General features: G+C 33.2%; 9 protein-coding genes. 3 read left to right on the top strand and 6 right to left on the bottom strand.

Annotation, left to right across the window (positions count from 1 at the left end; translation table 11 throughout):
- Positions 1-517 precede the first annotated feature (517 nt).
- Together DMB65_RS03745 and DMB65_RS03740 are read left to right on the top strand one after the other, a co-directional pair.
- Positions 518-1,351, top strand: a complete 834-nt coding sequence (locus DMB65_RS03745; RefSeq protein WP_110305324.1) for a universal stress protein — start codon at positions 518-520, stop codon at positions 1,349-1,351.
- A gap of 67 nt (positions 1,352-1,418) precedes the next feature.
- Entirely contained in the window at positions 1,419-3,191 is a 1,773-nt protein-coding gene (locus tag DMB65_RS03740; protein ID WP_110305323.1) for a MutS-related protein, read from the top strand.
- Between the two features lie 52 nt (positions 3,192-3,243).
- Here the strand turns inward: DMB65_RS03740 and DMB65_RS03735 are convergent, their stop codons facing one another.
- The 4 genes from DMB65_RS03735 to DMB65_RS03720 all read right to left on the bottom strand — a co-directional run bounded on the left by DMB65_RS03735 (position 3,244) and on the right by DMB65_RS03720 (position 9,756).
- On the bottom strand, positions 3,244-3,669 hold the full coding sequence (locus DMB65_RS03735; RefSeq protein ID WP_110305322.1) for an HIT family protein: 426 nt from the start codon (positions 3,667-3,669) through the stop codon (positions 3,244-3,246).
- Positions 3,670-3,816: 147 nt separating this feature from the next.
- A complete protein-coding gene (locus tag DMB65_RS03730; RefSeq protein ID WP_110305321.1) occupies positions 3,817-6,051 on the bottom strand; it encodes a TonB-dependent siderophore receptor in 2,235 nt (744 codons plus the stop codon).
- Between the two features lie 244 nt (positions 6,052-6,295).
- Positions 6,296-7,021 carry a hypothetical protein gene (locus DMB65_RS03725; protein WP_110305320.1) on the bottom strand — a complete coding sequence of 242 codons (726 nt, stop codon included), beginning with the start codon at positions 7,019-7,021 and terminating at the stop codon, positions 6,296-6,298.
- A gap of 281 nt (positions 7,022-7,302) precedes the next feature.
- Positions 7,303-9,756 (bottom strand): TonB-dependent receptor, encoded by a 2,454-nt coding sequence (locus tag DMB65_RS03720; RefSeq protein ID WP_110305319.1) that lies wholly within the window; start codon positions 9,754-9,756, stop codon positions 7,303-7,305.
- Between the two features lie 515 nt (positions 9,757-10,271).
- On the opposite strand from DMB65_RS03720, the gene DMB65_RS03715 reads away from it, so the two are divergent.
- Positions 10,272-11,432, top strand: coding sequence for an MFS transporter (locus DMB65_RS03715; protein ID WP_110305318.1), 1,161 nt, complete (start codon positions 10,272-10,274; stop codon positions 11,430-11,432).
- A gap of 178 nt (positions 11,433-11,610) precedes the next feature.
- Here the strand turns inward: DMB65_RS03715 and DMB65_RS03710 are convergent, their stop codons facing one another.
- Positions 11,611-12,087: a DUF6265 family protein gene (locus DMB65_RS03710; protein WP_110305418.1), complete on the bottom strand. Its 477-nt coding sequence runs from the start codon at positions 12,085-12,087 to the stop codon at positions 11,611-11,613.
- A 147-nt stretch (positions 12,088-12,234) separates the two neighbouring features.
- On the bottom strand, positions 12,235-14,538 hold the full coding sequence (locus DMB65_RS03705; protein WP_110305317.1) for a type IA DNA topoisomerase: 2,304 nt from the start codon (positions 14,536-14,538) through the stop codon (positions 12,235-12,237).
- Between the last annotated feature and the right edge of the window lie 11 nt (positions 14,539-14,549).

The following is a 14,549-nucleotide window of genomic DNA, read 5'->3' as shown; positions in this document are numbered from 1 at the left end:
AGGTAAAACAAATTCAACTTTTAAAAGTTAAAGATTTTTATATTTCTTAACTAATTTCAAATAACATTTCCTTACTGGAACTGTATTGACTTTATATTTTTTTTGAAAATCAATTACTTGGATTTCGCATATTTTTTAAATAGCAGCTACAACATGATTACTGTGTTTTCAAAGCATTAGGCCAACTATGAACAAATCATGACTTTTGAATCGAATAATTGATGAAAATTTGTCTCTTCCTGTCTTGTTTCGTATGTTCAGTATTTTCATATTTTTTTAAATTTAAAACTTGCAGTAAATTCAGAGTTTTTGATTTGTGCAACCTAAAAAGTAATTATTTGCATGAACTTGTTAGTCAGTTGTATTAATTGGTTTGTCTGAGATGCAGTGGCATAAAAAGGAGGCTGTCAATTTACAGGCTCATAAGAAAAAAAATAACTGTTAAATAACTGATAATTATCAGTTTAATTTGTTTTTAGAATGATTAAATTTGAGTAAAACCAATTAATCAGATACAATGAAAAAGATACTATTTCCAACCGATTTTTCTGAGGCAGCTACAAATGCTTTTGTTCATGCCTTAGAATTTGCCAAAGCTGTCAATGCCGAACTTATTTTGCTTCATACTTTTGAAATTCCTGTATATGACAGTCAATTTTTTCCTGAAAATTATGCAGCCATTTATAGTTCTATAGAATTGGCTAATTTTGAGATGTTCAAAGATGAAATTCCTAAACTAAAAACTATTGCTATGGAAAGGAATTTAGAAGACATTGTTATTAAGCATCGTTTGATGGATGGCGATTTGATTTATAATCTAAAAAATGCTGTAGAAGAGGATAAAGTAGATTTTGTTATTATGGGTACTAATGGAATTTCTGACTGGACTACTTTTTTTGTAGGTTCTAATACCAGTTCAGTAATTTCAGGCGTTAATGTTCCTGTTTTGTGTGTACCTGTTGATGCTAAATTTAAAAAAATAAAAGTCATTGGTTTTACGACCCGTTATCGCGAAAAAGATAAAAAAGAATTAAAGGAAGTACTGAAAATAGCCAAAAAAATGGACGCCAAAGTTCGAAGCCTATATGTAAAGACATCTGTTTCTGATGTTACCCCTGAAACGGTAAAGGAATGGGAAGTTGAATTTGCAGGTGAAAATGTTGAATTTTTAGTGCTGCCAAGTGATGATGTGAAAGAAACTATACTTGATTTTATACTCTATAAAGATATTGATATCCTGACTACAATTAATCACAAAAGGTCATTTTTTGAAAGTGTTTTTAGTTCAAGTTTTAGTAAAAATATAACAAAAGAGGTCTCTATTCCGGTTTTGGTGATGCATGATAATTAATTTCAGAACAATTAAAGTCTGTTTTGTAATGGTAAAACCTATATTTGTGATTCATTAAATTAAAAAGATGGATTACTATCAGGACAGAGTTTTATACTACAGTGAATTATTAAATAAAGCCAATAAAAAATTCAATTGCATCAGTCTTTTAAGGCTCATAAGTGTTTTTATTTGTTTGTTTACGGTGTTTTATTACATTAAAACCAATGAAATTTTATACTTAGCTGCTGCTTTTGTGTCTTTTATTGGTTTTGTTTTTTTAATGCGTATTCATTTTAAATTGTCTTTTCAAAAGCAGTTTTTAAATGCTCTTTTAAAAATAAATGAAAATGAAATTTCGTTTCTCAAAAGAGAAGCATTACCTTTTGAAAACGGTATTGAGTTTAACGATTTTCATCATCCTTATGCCTACGATTTAGATATTTTTGGGGAACATTCTTTGTTTCAGAATTTAAACAGGACAGCAACTTTTGTAGGAAAAAAAACATTAGCAAATCAGTTGTTAAACCAGTTTTCTAATGAAATAATTCTTGAAAATCAGGAAGCAATTAAAGAACTTAAATCGAAAACAAGCTGGCGTCAGGAATTTAATGCACTGGCGGTTGTCAGTCATGACAGTAAAGATTTTTACGAATCATTAATGCATTGGAATTCAGTTAAAAGTAATAGTTTACCTAAAGTTTTAAATATACTTTCATTTGCTCTTCCCATTTTGTTTTTTGGACTTCTGACAGCTTATTTTATTACTTCAGAAACAATTTTATTGTCGTATCTGACGTATGTTTTTATTGCAAACCTGATTGTTTTAGGACAGGCATTTAAAAGAATTCAGTCTGAAATTGCCCAAGCTGATAATATTGATAAAATCATCAAGCAATACAGTCTGTTAGTGGAGAAGATTGAATCTGAAACCTTTGCGTCTGAAAAATTAACCGAATTACAGCAAAAACTGATTTTTAAAAATGCACCAGCAAGTACACATTTAAAACAGTTGTCAGAGTTGTTTTCACGAATGGATACGATCAACAATTTGGTAACAGCTGCTCTTTTTAACGGAACCTTTTTGTTTAATCTGCATGTTTTAAAAGCACTTTTAAAATGGAAAGAGATTCATGCCCATGAGCTTGAAAAATGGATTGATGTTATCGGTGAGTTTGAAGCTTTGAATAGTTTGGCTAACCTGGCATACAACAATCCTGATTTTGTTTTTCCGGAAATCAATAACGAATATAAGATCGGGTTTAAAAATCTGAGTCATCCGTTATTAAATCCAGTGAGCAGAGTAGGGAATGATACGTATTTTTATCCCGAATCTTTCATGATTCTGACCGGTTCAAATATGTCCGGAAAAAGTACATTTTTGAGAAGTTTGGGAATCAATATGGTCTTAGCGGGTATAGGATCAGTTGTTTGTGCTTCAGAGGCTAAGATACATCCACTTCCGGTTTTGGTTTCAATGCGACTATCAGATTCTTTGGCCGACAGTGAATCCTACTTTTTTGCCGAGATCAAACGATTGAAACAAATTATGGATGCGCTCGAAGAAAAACCAGCTTTTGTTTTACTGGATGAAATTTTAAGAGGAACCAATTCTGATGACAAACGAAACGGAACAATTGAAGTAGTTAAAAAAGTCATTGCTAAAAAAGCAATTGGTGCCATTGCGACACATGATATTGAAGTTTGTTTAACAACTAATGAATATCCTGAAACCTTGACCAACCAATGCTTTGAAGTCGAAATACGTGATAATGATTTGTATTTTGATTATAAACTGCGCAACGGAATCTGTAAAAACAAAAGTGCTACTTTTTTAATGCAAAAAATGGGAGTTATTTAAATTATAAATAATTCCCATTCTTTTTTAAATTTATTTTTTTGTAATTAAAAAACTATAAATTACCCTTTATCTTTTCTATAACAGCTTCATATTCTGCATCAGATAAATATGTTTTTTGAGGATTCATTTCAAAAACACTACCAAATCCATAACCTTCTTTGTATTTCGGAACAATGTGCATGTGTAAGTGGGATAAAGTATCACTAAACGCTCCGTAATTGATTTTATCAGGATTAAAAGTTTTTGCAATAGCTTTTGCTGTTGTAGCAACATCTTCCATAAATAAATTACGCTGTTCATCGCTTAATTCATAAAATTCAACTGCATGATCTTTGTAAACTACATTTAAGCGTCCTGTATAAGATTGCTCTTTAAAAAGGAAAAGCTGAGATACTTTTAAATCTGTAACTTTTATCATTAATTGATGTAAGGTGTCATTGTTTTGGCAATAAAGGCATTCTGAAACCGGACTAGGCATGTTTTCTGTTTTATAAAGTTTTTTTGTAATAAAATTTTAAGAATCTGCTTGCAAAAATACTTTTTATTTTAAAACAAAAAACTTTTCTGCTTTTTAAAAATGAAAGAGGCAGAAAAAGTTTTAGTAAAGTTAAAACCTGGTTTTAGGCTATAGTTTGTATTTTAAGCTCACCATTACCTGACGAGGAGCGATTGGGTTCGTACTGTAATTTTCGTGTACTGTGTAATTCAATTCATTTGTAATATTTGATACCTTACCCAAGATTGAAAATTTCTTCCAGTTATAACCAGCAGATAAATCAATTGTTGTATATCCTTCTAATGGAATTTCTCTATACCAGATTCCATCAGGATATTTTGTAAGATCAGTATTGTACTGGTTGTTCCATCCACCAATTCTTTTTCCAATATAATTTCCGATTGCTCCAACAGAAATACCTTTTAAGAATCCCGACTGCAAAGTATAAAAGAAGCTTAAATTAGCAGTATTTTGAGGTGTTCTTGCGACTCTGTCTCCTTCAATGAAGCTTCCATTTTTTCCTGATGTTTCGGTGTAGCGCATATCGTTATAGCTGTATCCTGCAATCACGCTTAAGCCATCAACTGGTCTGGCGGTGATATCTACTTCAATACCTTTACTTTTTGTTTCTCCACTTAACATTTTTATGCTTGTATCAGCATAAGGAGTTCCATCAGCCTGTAGAGCTGTTTGAGCTAAATTACTGTTTGTAATTTGATAAACAGTTATATTAGTACTCAATAATCCTTTAAAGAAATCAGTTTTAATACCAGCTTCGTATTGATCAATTATAGAAGGTTTAATCGGTTCTAAATTTACAGTTGTTCCAGTGTTTGGTGTAAATGAATTAGAATAACTTGCAAATAATGAAATATCCTTTGTTGGTTGGAATACTAATCCTGCTTTAGGAGAAAATGCATTATCTAAACGTTTCGGTGCAACTGTTGGTATTGCATTTTCTGGATTTCCAGCACCTGTAGCTGTTTCTTTGTAGGTAGTAACTTCTGTTTCCTGCCATGACCAGCGAATACCTGCAAGTACTTTGAATTTTTCTGTAATCGATACTAAATCCTGAAAATAGGCTCCAAAACGATTTGCGTCAGTTTTTGCAATTTGAGTATTTCTTGCATTAGGAATATCATTTCTTTGGGTCGAAGGATCAAAATCTAAAAGATAAATAGTGTCATAATTAGCTGGAGAGAATACAAATGTATAAGCAGTTGCAAAAGAGTTCTCCCAATCAGCACCTGTGAATATTTGATGCTTTACAGATCCGGTATTAAAATTTCCTTGCAAACTTAATTGATCTCCAACTATTTGTTCCAGATTTTTAGTCTGGGTTAATCCTCTATTCCAGTAACCTGGGATTGGGTATGTTTTAACATCATCTAAATTGGATAATTGAGCTGTTGATTTTTGAGTTCTGTTATAATTTTGAAAAGATCCGTTGAAATTTAACTTCCAATTTTTGTTAAAGTCATGATTCAATAATACAGAAGCACTAGATGATTTTGTATTTCCGGTTGACCAAAGTGCACCAAAATAAGTATTACGAGAAATATCTAAAATAGTTTTTCCAATAATTCCAGTTCCAAAATCAGGAGTCCAGTCTGCTGTTAAATAATCTCCCTGAACTGTAATTTGTGTTTTTGGATTGATGAAAAAAAGCAAAGATGGGTTAACGTACAGACGTTCATTTTTTACAACATCTCTAAAACTTTCTGAGTTTTCGTAAGATCCATTAATTCTAAAAGCAATTGACTTACTAAGTGAGCCGTAAAAATCAATAGACGGTTTGTAATATGCATAACTTCCTATCTGCATTGAGATTTCTCCACCACTTGTAAATGATGGTGTTTTTGTCACAAGGTTTAATATTCCTCCAGGAGCTACATTTCCAAATAATAAAGCAGAACCACCTTTAAGAAACTCAACTTTTTCTAAACCTGAAATATCCGGAATGGAACCTGCATTATAACGAAACCCATTTTTAAACATATTGTTAGCAGACATGTCATATCCTCTTGAGAAAAATGATTCCTGTGCACCACCACGAGCTGAACTTACATAAACACCATTAGCATTTTTTATAACTTCACTTAGTCTTATAGCTTGTTGCTGTTCTATAACTTCTGAACTGATAACTTGTACGGCTTGAGGATTATCCATTGGTTTTAATCCAGAGCGAACAGCGGTTATAGGTTTTGGCTCTTTACTTTTAGTAACAATTACCTCATTAAGTACTTCACCTTTTTTGTTTTTTACAGTATCATTAATTGCCGATGCAGTATCGTTATTTGAATAATCCTGGCTATAAGTGGCAAAACTTAGAAATGATAAACTGAAAAGTAAAATATATTTCATGCTGTTTATTTAGAATAATTTAAAATAATTTTTTGCAAATATAGCGGCTATGTTTATTATTTGAAAGTTTATTTAGATTAATTATGATTAATTTTTTAACTATCTGTTTGTTAGTTGTTTATTTTTTGTTTTTGAATTAATAGCGGATAAAAAAACAAGAAAAATATTATTTTTAAGACAGGATTAAACAAAAAAAAGCCTTTTTCAATTCCGAAAAAGGCTTAATATATTCTAAATCTTAAATTTATTTTACGGCAATTAAATAGGTTGCCATTTTCCAAATCTCATCATATTTTTTGCCATTATGCTCTCCTGATCCTTTTTCAGTATGAGCAAATTCAACCATGTAATTTCCTGACCAGATTGGTGTAAAAGAAATTTCTCCTTTGTCATTCGTCCATAATTCTTTTTCCCAGCCGTTTGGTGCAATTACTTTTACCTTTTGTTTTTTTGCAACGTCACCTTCGTATATTGCAAATACATTAATTTTCACATTTTTCTTTGCTGCATCTGTATTTTCGCTAAACAATGCGATTACATTGGTATTAGCTGTAGCATAATTCCCGGCAGCTTTGTTTCCAATTACTACAGTTGCACTTGAATTATAATCGAGTTTCATCATACCATAAACATCTTTTACAGTATGATGCATTACAATTGTGTAAACTCCATCTTCATCAGGTGTAAAAAATGCCTGATACTTATTTTCAAGAGCTTTAGAAGTTAATTTGGTTTCTTTTTTTGACGGAGATACCAGTACTAAAGTAAAATCTTTTAAATCTGAAAACCATTTTTCGGATTTAGTAATATCGTTATCAGCGAATTCACCAAAATAAACAGATATTTCCTGTGTTTTGCCTTTTGTACCTCTAGCTTTTGTTTCAATCCATAAGGCATGGGCAAACAGTGCAGGGGTTGTGACAAGCATTAGAACTGCAAATGCAATTTTTTTTAAATTATTCGATTTCATTGGGCAATTTGTTTTTATGTTGTAGAATTTATATTGCTACAAACTTAAAACTTATTTAGAATAATTAAAGATAATTTAACTATCTTAATTTCGGTTAACTTTTAGGCTTTAGCATAAAGGATTACCAATTTTGCATTGCTTTTCTAAATAAGAGTTTTCATTTTCCCCGTAGATAATATTGGAAATCTAAATCCTTTAAGATTATTAAAAAAAATAAGTCGCTTTATTTGCCTCGTAAAGTTAAAAATCAAGCTAATAATTTTAAGAGTCCATGCTCTTTCTTAAAATTTATAGTTAAAACTCGCTACAACATTTCTCGGTTTCTGAGGATTCACAGTGCCCCATCCGCCATTGAAATATTCTTTGTTGGCAATATTATTTAGGTTTAGTGCTACTCTCAATTTGTTTGTTGCGTAAAAAACAGATCCGTTTATAACAGTATAGGAGGGGAGTATAAATTTACCGAGTATATCACTATTTACGATTGCATTTTCACTTGCATAATTTCCTCCAAAACCTAAACCAAAATCTCTCAGGGTTCCAGAGTTGAATTTATAGGTTGCCCAAAGGTTTAGTAAGTGTTCAGGCCCTGAATAGGTTGGTCTTTTACCTGTTTCCAGCCATACATTATCTGTGTCCCCTTTTGTAACTTTACTATCGTTATAGCTATATCCTGAAATTACATTCAACCCTTTTGCTGGTGATGTATTCAAATCAAATTCAAAGCCTTTGCTTCTTACAGTTCCTCCTTGTATGCTGTTTAAAGCATTTTTTGGGTCAGCCGTAACTAAATTGCCTACCTGAATATCATAATAACTTGCAGTGGCATTTAACTTTTCATCCAGAAAATTTGCTTTAACACCAAATTCCAATTGATTGGCATGTTCTGGTTTAAAGGTCTCAGAGCCTAATAGTGTACCGTTGGTATCGTATGATTTTTTTGGTGAGATGTTTTTAAAACCGTTCATATAATTAGCAAATACAGAAAGCTTATCTATAATGGGCTGATATAATAAACCAAATTTAGGGGACAAAGAACTTTGGTTGTAATTATCGCTGTCCGTTTTTGTGTCTCCTTCGGTATCAAAATAATCAACTCGTAAACTTGCCATTGCAATTAAAGATGGAAAAATGTTTACAATATCTGACGCATATACACTGTATGTTGCTTCTTTATTATTAAAAATTATTGCGCCGGATTCTGCTAGAACAGCATCTACAGAACTGCGGGTTGGATAGGTTGGCGGATCTTCATTTCCGGTATACGGATTATGATAATTTACAGCTCCTTGTGGAGTAATATTATAAAGCCACGCATAACCTGAACCTCCATATATATCCTCTCTTGAAAAGAAGTCTAGTCCTGCGACAATACGGTTTCGCACATTCCCGATTTTAAAATCACCAATAAAATTTTGTTGAATATCTGTGGCAATAGTCTGTGACTGTTCTTTTGTAATATTTACAGCAAATTCGCCTAATCCATTTTCATTATCTGGCATATAAGAATAATAGCCATCTGATTTTGCTGAACTTCTGGAAAGAGCCGTTTGCGAAGTCCATTGATCCGATATTTTATAATTCATCTGGGCCTGTAAATTAAACTTTGGGTTTTTTATAGATAAATCATTGCCATAAAAAGAAAGTTTGGTGTTATAGTTTAGTTCATCCAGACTGGCAAATTGTAAGGTCTTGTTTCTTCCTAAAAATAACATAGGGGGTACAGCTCTTTCTTCCTGCATAAATTCAGTATTAATTAGGAAAGATAACTTTTCATTTACTTTATAAGATAGGACAGGAGCTACAAAATAAGCAGTACGGAAACCAGCATCCTGAAAACTGTTTTCAGTCTGGTAAGCAGCGTTAATTCTGATGAAAACATTTTCAGATTCATCGACAGAGGTATTTACATCAGCAGTAACTCTGTTTAAACCAAAACTTCCGGCTAGGTAAGACACTTCGGCACCAAAGCCCGAATAAGGTTTCTTAGTTACAGTATTGATAAGTCCTCCGTAACTAATCAGACTGCTTCCGAATAAAGTTCCAGACGGGCCTTTTATCACTTCTATTCTTTCGATATTTGCAGGGTCTAAACTCCCATTTGTTAAGCCTGGTAATCCATTTACAATATTAGTCTGTACCTGAAAGCCTCGCAAAGCGTAATAAGATCCGCCACCACCACTACGACCTGTAGACTCCCATAATTTCTGAATCCCGGGAACATTTTTAAGGGCATCATCAAAATTGGTTATGGCCTGGTCTTTTAATAAATCTGCTGTTACAACATTATAAACTTGTGGATTTTCAATATTTTTAAGAGGCATTTTTGAAACGTAAGTGCTTTGTTTATGGAAAAATCTGGCTCTGTTGTTATTGTATATGGTTACTTCCTGCAATTGTTTGTTTGAAACGTTTAACTGTAAATTAAGTGTTGTTATTTCATTTGCTGCAACTTTTACATTTTGTTCAAGGGGTTCGTAGCCCGTTAAAGAAATTTCTAAAATGTAATTACCGGCTTTTACACGATTTAAGTCAAAATAACCTGCATCGTTTGTTGTTGTATTGTATTTAGTATTTTTGAGAATGATATTTACACTAGTTGCAGGTTGACCGTCTGATGTAGTTATGGTACCTTTTAGTTTTCCGTTTTCCTGCGCCAGGGCATTTGTAGCTGAAATTAATAACAAGTAAATTATAAAAATAAAATAGTGTTTTGGGAGGTTAAGATAGTTCATGTTATTGTATTTAAAAAAATGGTAATCTTATTTCTAATCAGATGTTATACTTGGTAAATCTATAAAAAATACGTTAAAATACAGAATAATTCTTTGTTGTTGAGTGAAAATTTTTATCATTTTTTTAATAGAAAAAATCTTTCTTTTTGATTTTAAGTGGTTTGAAATAATAGTAAATCGATAGGCTCATCGAAATCTCAGAAGGGATGCTATATTATGGAGTAATTTGAAAAGTTAAATTCTCGCCATATATTTTCTCATAACAAGTAGTTTTTTTTAAGAGTCTGGCTTTATATGGTATGAAACATCATGAAAACAACTTTTGTATTTGGTAAGGTTTGCATTTGCAAAAACTTTTAAGACTAATAAAAAAGCAATAAAAATACATTTACTTCATTTTTTATTGCAAATGATTAAACATTTAATTTTATTGTCGTTTTGGGTAATTTTAGAAAATTTTAAAAACAAAAGTTGCTTTTAAAAACCTTAATTTTGCAGTCTGAAAAAATGACTACATGATGCTTCCTTTTTTAAAAAAAATACAGAACACCCCAAAAGGGTATAGAATAGCAAATACCGTATTTTTTTTCCTTTCAGGTTTTGGTTACTCTTCATGGGTATCCAGAATTCCGCATATTCAGGCAGAATTACATTTGTCCGAAGCTCAGTTTGGCGCTGTTTTATTCGCGTTCCCGATCGGGTTAATGCTTACAATGCCTTTTACAGGAAAATTATTAAACAAATACAGCAGCCGTTACATCATGCTTTTAGGAGCCATTATGTTTAACATTGTGCTTTCTTTACCAGGTTTAGTGGCTTTTGTATGGCAATTGGTCATTGTACTTTTAATTTTTGGGGCGTCCCGGAATATTTTCAATTTATCGATTAACGCACAATCTCTTGAGGTTCAGAAATTATATCCAAAATCGATTATAACCCGTTTTCATGCGGTTTGGAGTATTGCCGTTTTTTCGGGAGCAGGTTTGGGCTACGTAATGGTTACACAACACATTGCGCCATCACATCATTTATTAGGTGTGAGTGTTTTTATGCTAGCGCTTACGGCTTGTTTTTATCCGTTGAGTATTCACAATCAGCCGGTTCCTGTCAAGAAAAAATTCTTTGCAATGCCGGAAAAAAATCTAATAAAATTTGCTGTGATTTGTTTCGTTTCAATGGCATGCGAAAACACCATGTACGACTGGAGTGGTATCTATTTTAAGAATATATTGCAGGCATCACCCAAACTTACCAGTGCTGCATTCGTGTTCTTTGCAACATCGGTAACTTTAGGACGCATATTTGGTGATTTTGGTGTAATGAAATTTGGTACCAAAAAAATCCTGCTTTACAGTGGCATATTAATTACTGCAGGTTTTGCAATTTGTTTTGTCCTGCCGTATGCGTATCCCACTATTTTTGGTTATGTCTTAATTGGAGCTGGTGTTTCCTGTGTCGTTCCTTTGGTTTTTAGTATTGCCGGAAGATCATCACAATTAAATAGTGGCTCTGCAATCACTTCTATCTCTACAATTGGTTATCTCGGTTTTTTGCTGGTTCCTCCAATGGTGGGTTTTATCTCTGAATACCTGAGCATGAAATGGGCGTTTCTCGTGATGGCACTTTTAGGAACGCTAATGATTTTTATGGTGAATAAAATAGGGGAGAATGAATAGTTTTTTTTGAAGGTTCTAAGATACTAAGGCTCTGATTTTTGGTTATAAAACACAAAAATAAATTCCAGTAGGAATGAACAATATTCTAGCATCGGATTTTAATCCATTGGCAATTGACCGAAGCAAATTTAAACTTCCGTAGGAACCAATTATATCCTGATTGTCTTTTATTATAAAATTACTTCTTCACCATAATAAACCTCTCCGTAGTAACTTTCCCATTCAGCTTTCCTGTAATCTCAGCCACCAAAGTACTATTGGCTCCTTTGGTGTAAGTGATTTTTTGAGGATAATCATGTTTCGGATTTTCAAAAACCAGTTTTGTATTTGATTCAGAAGTTGAAGGAAATGAAACTGGTTTATCCTCATTTTGACCTTTTACGGTAGCAATATAGGTTAGTGTTTCGCCTTTTTGTGCCAAAACTATATTTTCAAAATGCAAAGTGTCTTTTCCTTTTATAAAGTGTGAAGTAGCACTAAAAGTACTGTCGTTCACTTTTTGCCAGTTTTCGGTAAGTTTGCCATCCGTAGAAGTGTTCTCCCAGTTTCCGATAAGCCAGTCTGCTAGTTTGATTTTGCCTTTTTCAGCGGTTTCTTTTTTTTGGCAGGAAACAATTGTTACCATTAGTGCAAGGAGGGTAATTTTTTGAAACATATATTTAGGTGTTTGGTGTTGAATTGAAATACTAATGTATGAAAAAGAATTGTTTATTTGTAAAATGTAAAATGTGAAATGTGAAATGTGAAATGTGAAATGTGAAATGTTTTTTTTTAACATCTTGCGTTTTGCTTCTCACTTTTTTCAATTCTTACCACAAAGTATGGTATAAACCAGTTCTTTTGTTGGTTTTTGATCTTTTAATTTGGCTCTGACTTCATCAAAAGTGACTTTAAAATCACAGCCGGATTTATATTCTGCACAACCGTAAGCGGTTTTTCCTTTTAAGATTGTTCCTTTTTTGCATTTCGGGCAAGCTAGAGAATCGGATGTTTCTGGCTTTACTTTTTTTGGTTCTGTCTTCTTTGGTTCTAATTTTAGTTTGTAATTTTCCTCAAAACGAATTAAGCCTTCGACAGTTCCGGAATCGGTTTTGAAGCCTTTTATATTTACAGTTGAACCTTTTTGAACCAATCTCAAATATTGGCTTTCCGTAATTTTTTTATCATGAAAAACAAAAGGCAAAACAAAATCGCAGCCGGATTTATAGTTACTGCATCCAAAAGCCGATTTTCCCTTAATCAAATTTCCTTTTTGGCATTTCGGGCAGGTTTCTGCTAAAATTCCCGCTGCTTTCTTTTTCTCTGCTTTAACAACAGGCTTCTCAGTCGTTGCGGCATGTGAAATATTAGCATGTCTGGTTTCACTTCGTACTTCAGTGACCAAAGCTTCAACCATACGTTTCATATTCTTAATGAAGGCTCCGGCGGTAAAAGTTCCTTTTTCAATGTCTTTTAGCTGTTTTTCCCATGAACCTGTAAGTTCAGCCGATTTTATCAGTTCATTCTGAATTATAGCTATCAACTGAATTCCGGTTGGGGTAGGCAGAACCTGTTTTTTGTTTCGAACAATATACTGACGTTTAAACAGCGTTTCAATAATATTCGCACGTGTTGACGGACGACCAATTCCGTTTTCTTTCATCAATTCGCGTAAATCTTCGTCATCAACCTGTTTTCCTGCGGTTTCCATTGCACGCAATAAAGTGGCTTCGGTAAACTGATTGGGTGGTTTGGTTTCTTTTTGAAGAAAGGAAGGTTCATGCAGGCCTTTTTCACCCACAACAAAACCGGGTAATAAATCTGGTTCTTTTTCTTTGGCGTTCGGATCTTCAAATACAATACGAAACCCTTTTTTCAGGATTTCTTTTCCGGTTGCTTTAAACATTACATCGGCAGCTTTTCCAATTACAGTAGTATTGGCAACCAGACAATCGTCATAAAAAACAGCAATAAAACGTTTTGTAATTATATCATAAACCTGCTGCTGATTGTATGGCAGATTATTTTCTACTCCAGTCGGAATAATAGCATGGTGATCGGTTACTTTTTTATCATTGAAAACCTTAGGCGATTTCTTTACTTTTTTTGCTAAAAGTGGTTCGGTCAGTGCTGCATAACGGGTTAATTTCTGTAAAATCCCGGGTACTTTCGGATAAATATCGTTGGGTAAAAAAGTAGTATCTACTCTTGGATAAGTAATTACTTTTTGTTCATATAAAGTCTGGGCAATTTTAAGTGTTTCTTCTGCCGAAAACCCAAATTTTTGATTGCAATACACCTGTAAACCAGTTAAATCAAAGAGTTTTGGAGCATATTCGTTTCCGTTCTTTTTATCAATTGAAACGATTTCGAAGTCACTTTCTTTGACCTTTTCAGCCAGAGTTTCACCATCTTCTTTATTTAAAAAACGACCTTCTTCGTAACTAAAAAGTGTTTCTCTATATAAGGTCTGCAGTTCCCAATAAGGCTGCGGTTTAAAGTTTTCGATTTCTTTAAAACGATCAACAACCATTGCCAGTGTAGGTGTCTGAACTCTTCCTATTGATAAAACCTGTTTGTAACCGCCATGTTTTACCGTGTACAAGCGTGTTGCATTCATGCCGAGCAGCCAGTCGCCAATTGCTCTGGAAAATCCGGCGTAGAATAAATTATCGTAATTAGCAGATGGTTTTAAGTTCTCAAAACCTTCTTTTATCGCTTCGGTTGTTAGTGACGAAATCCATAAACGCTGTATTTCGCCTTTGTAATGCGCTTCGTTCATCACCCAGCGCTGAATCAATTCTCCTTCCTGCCCGGCATCCCCGCAATTGATAACGACTTGGGCTTTGTCGAAAAGACTTTTGATGATTTTAAACTGCTTCTGGATTCCGGAATTTTGAACCACTTTGGTTTCGAACTTTTCAGGAAGCATCGGGAGGTTATTCAAATCCCAGCTTTTCCAGTGGGGTTTGTAATCATTTGGTTCTTTTAAGGTACATAAATGCCCAAATGTGTAGGTCACGGCATAACCATTTCCTTCGTAATAACCATCATGCTTAGTATTGGCTCCCAAAACGGCTGCTATTTCTCGTGCTACACTTGGTTTCTCAGCAATACAGACCTTCATTTTTTTTCTTT

It is taken from the genome of Flavobacterium cheongpyeongense, assembly GCF_003202435.1.
Classification (GTDB): Bacteria; Bacteroidota; Bacteroidia; order Flavobacteriales; family Flavobacteriaceae; genus Flavobacterium; species Flavobacterium cheongpyeongense.
The sequence above is the reverse complement of the archived record's forward strand: the minus strand, read 5'-3'. Positions and strand labels throughout refer to the sequence as shown.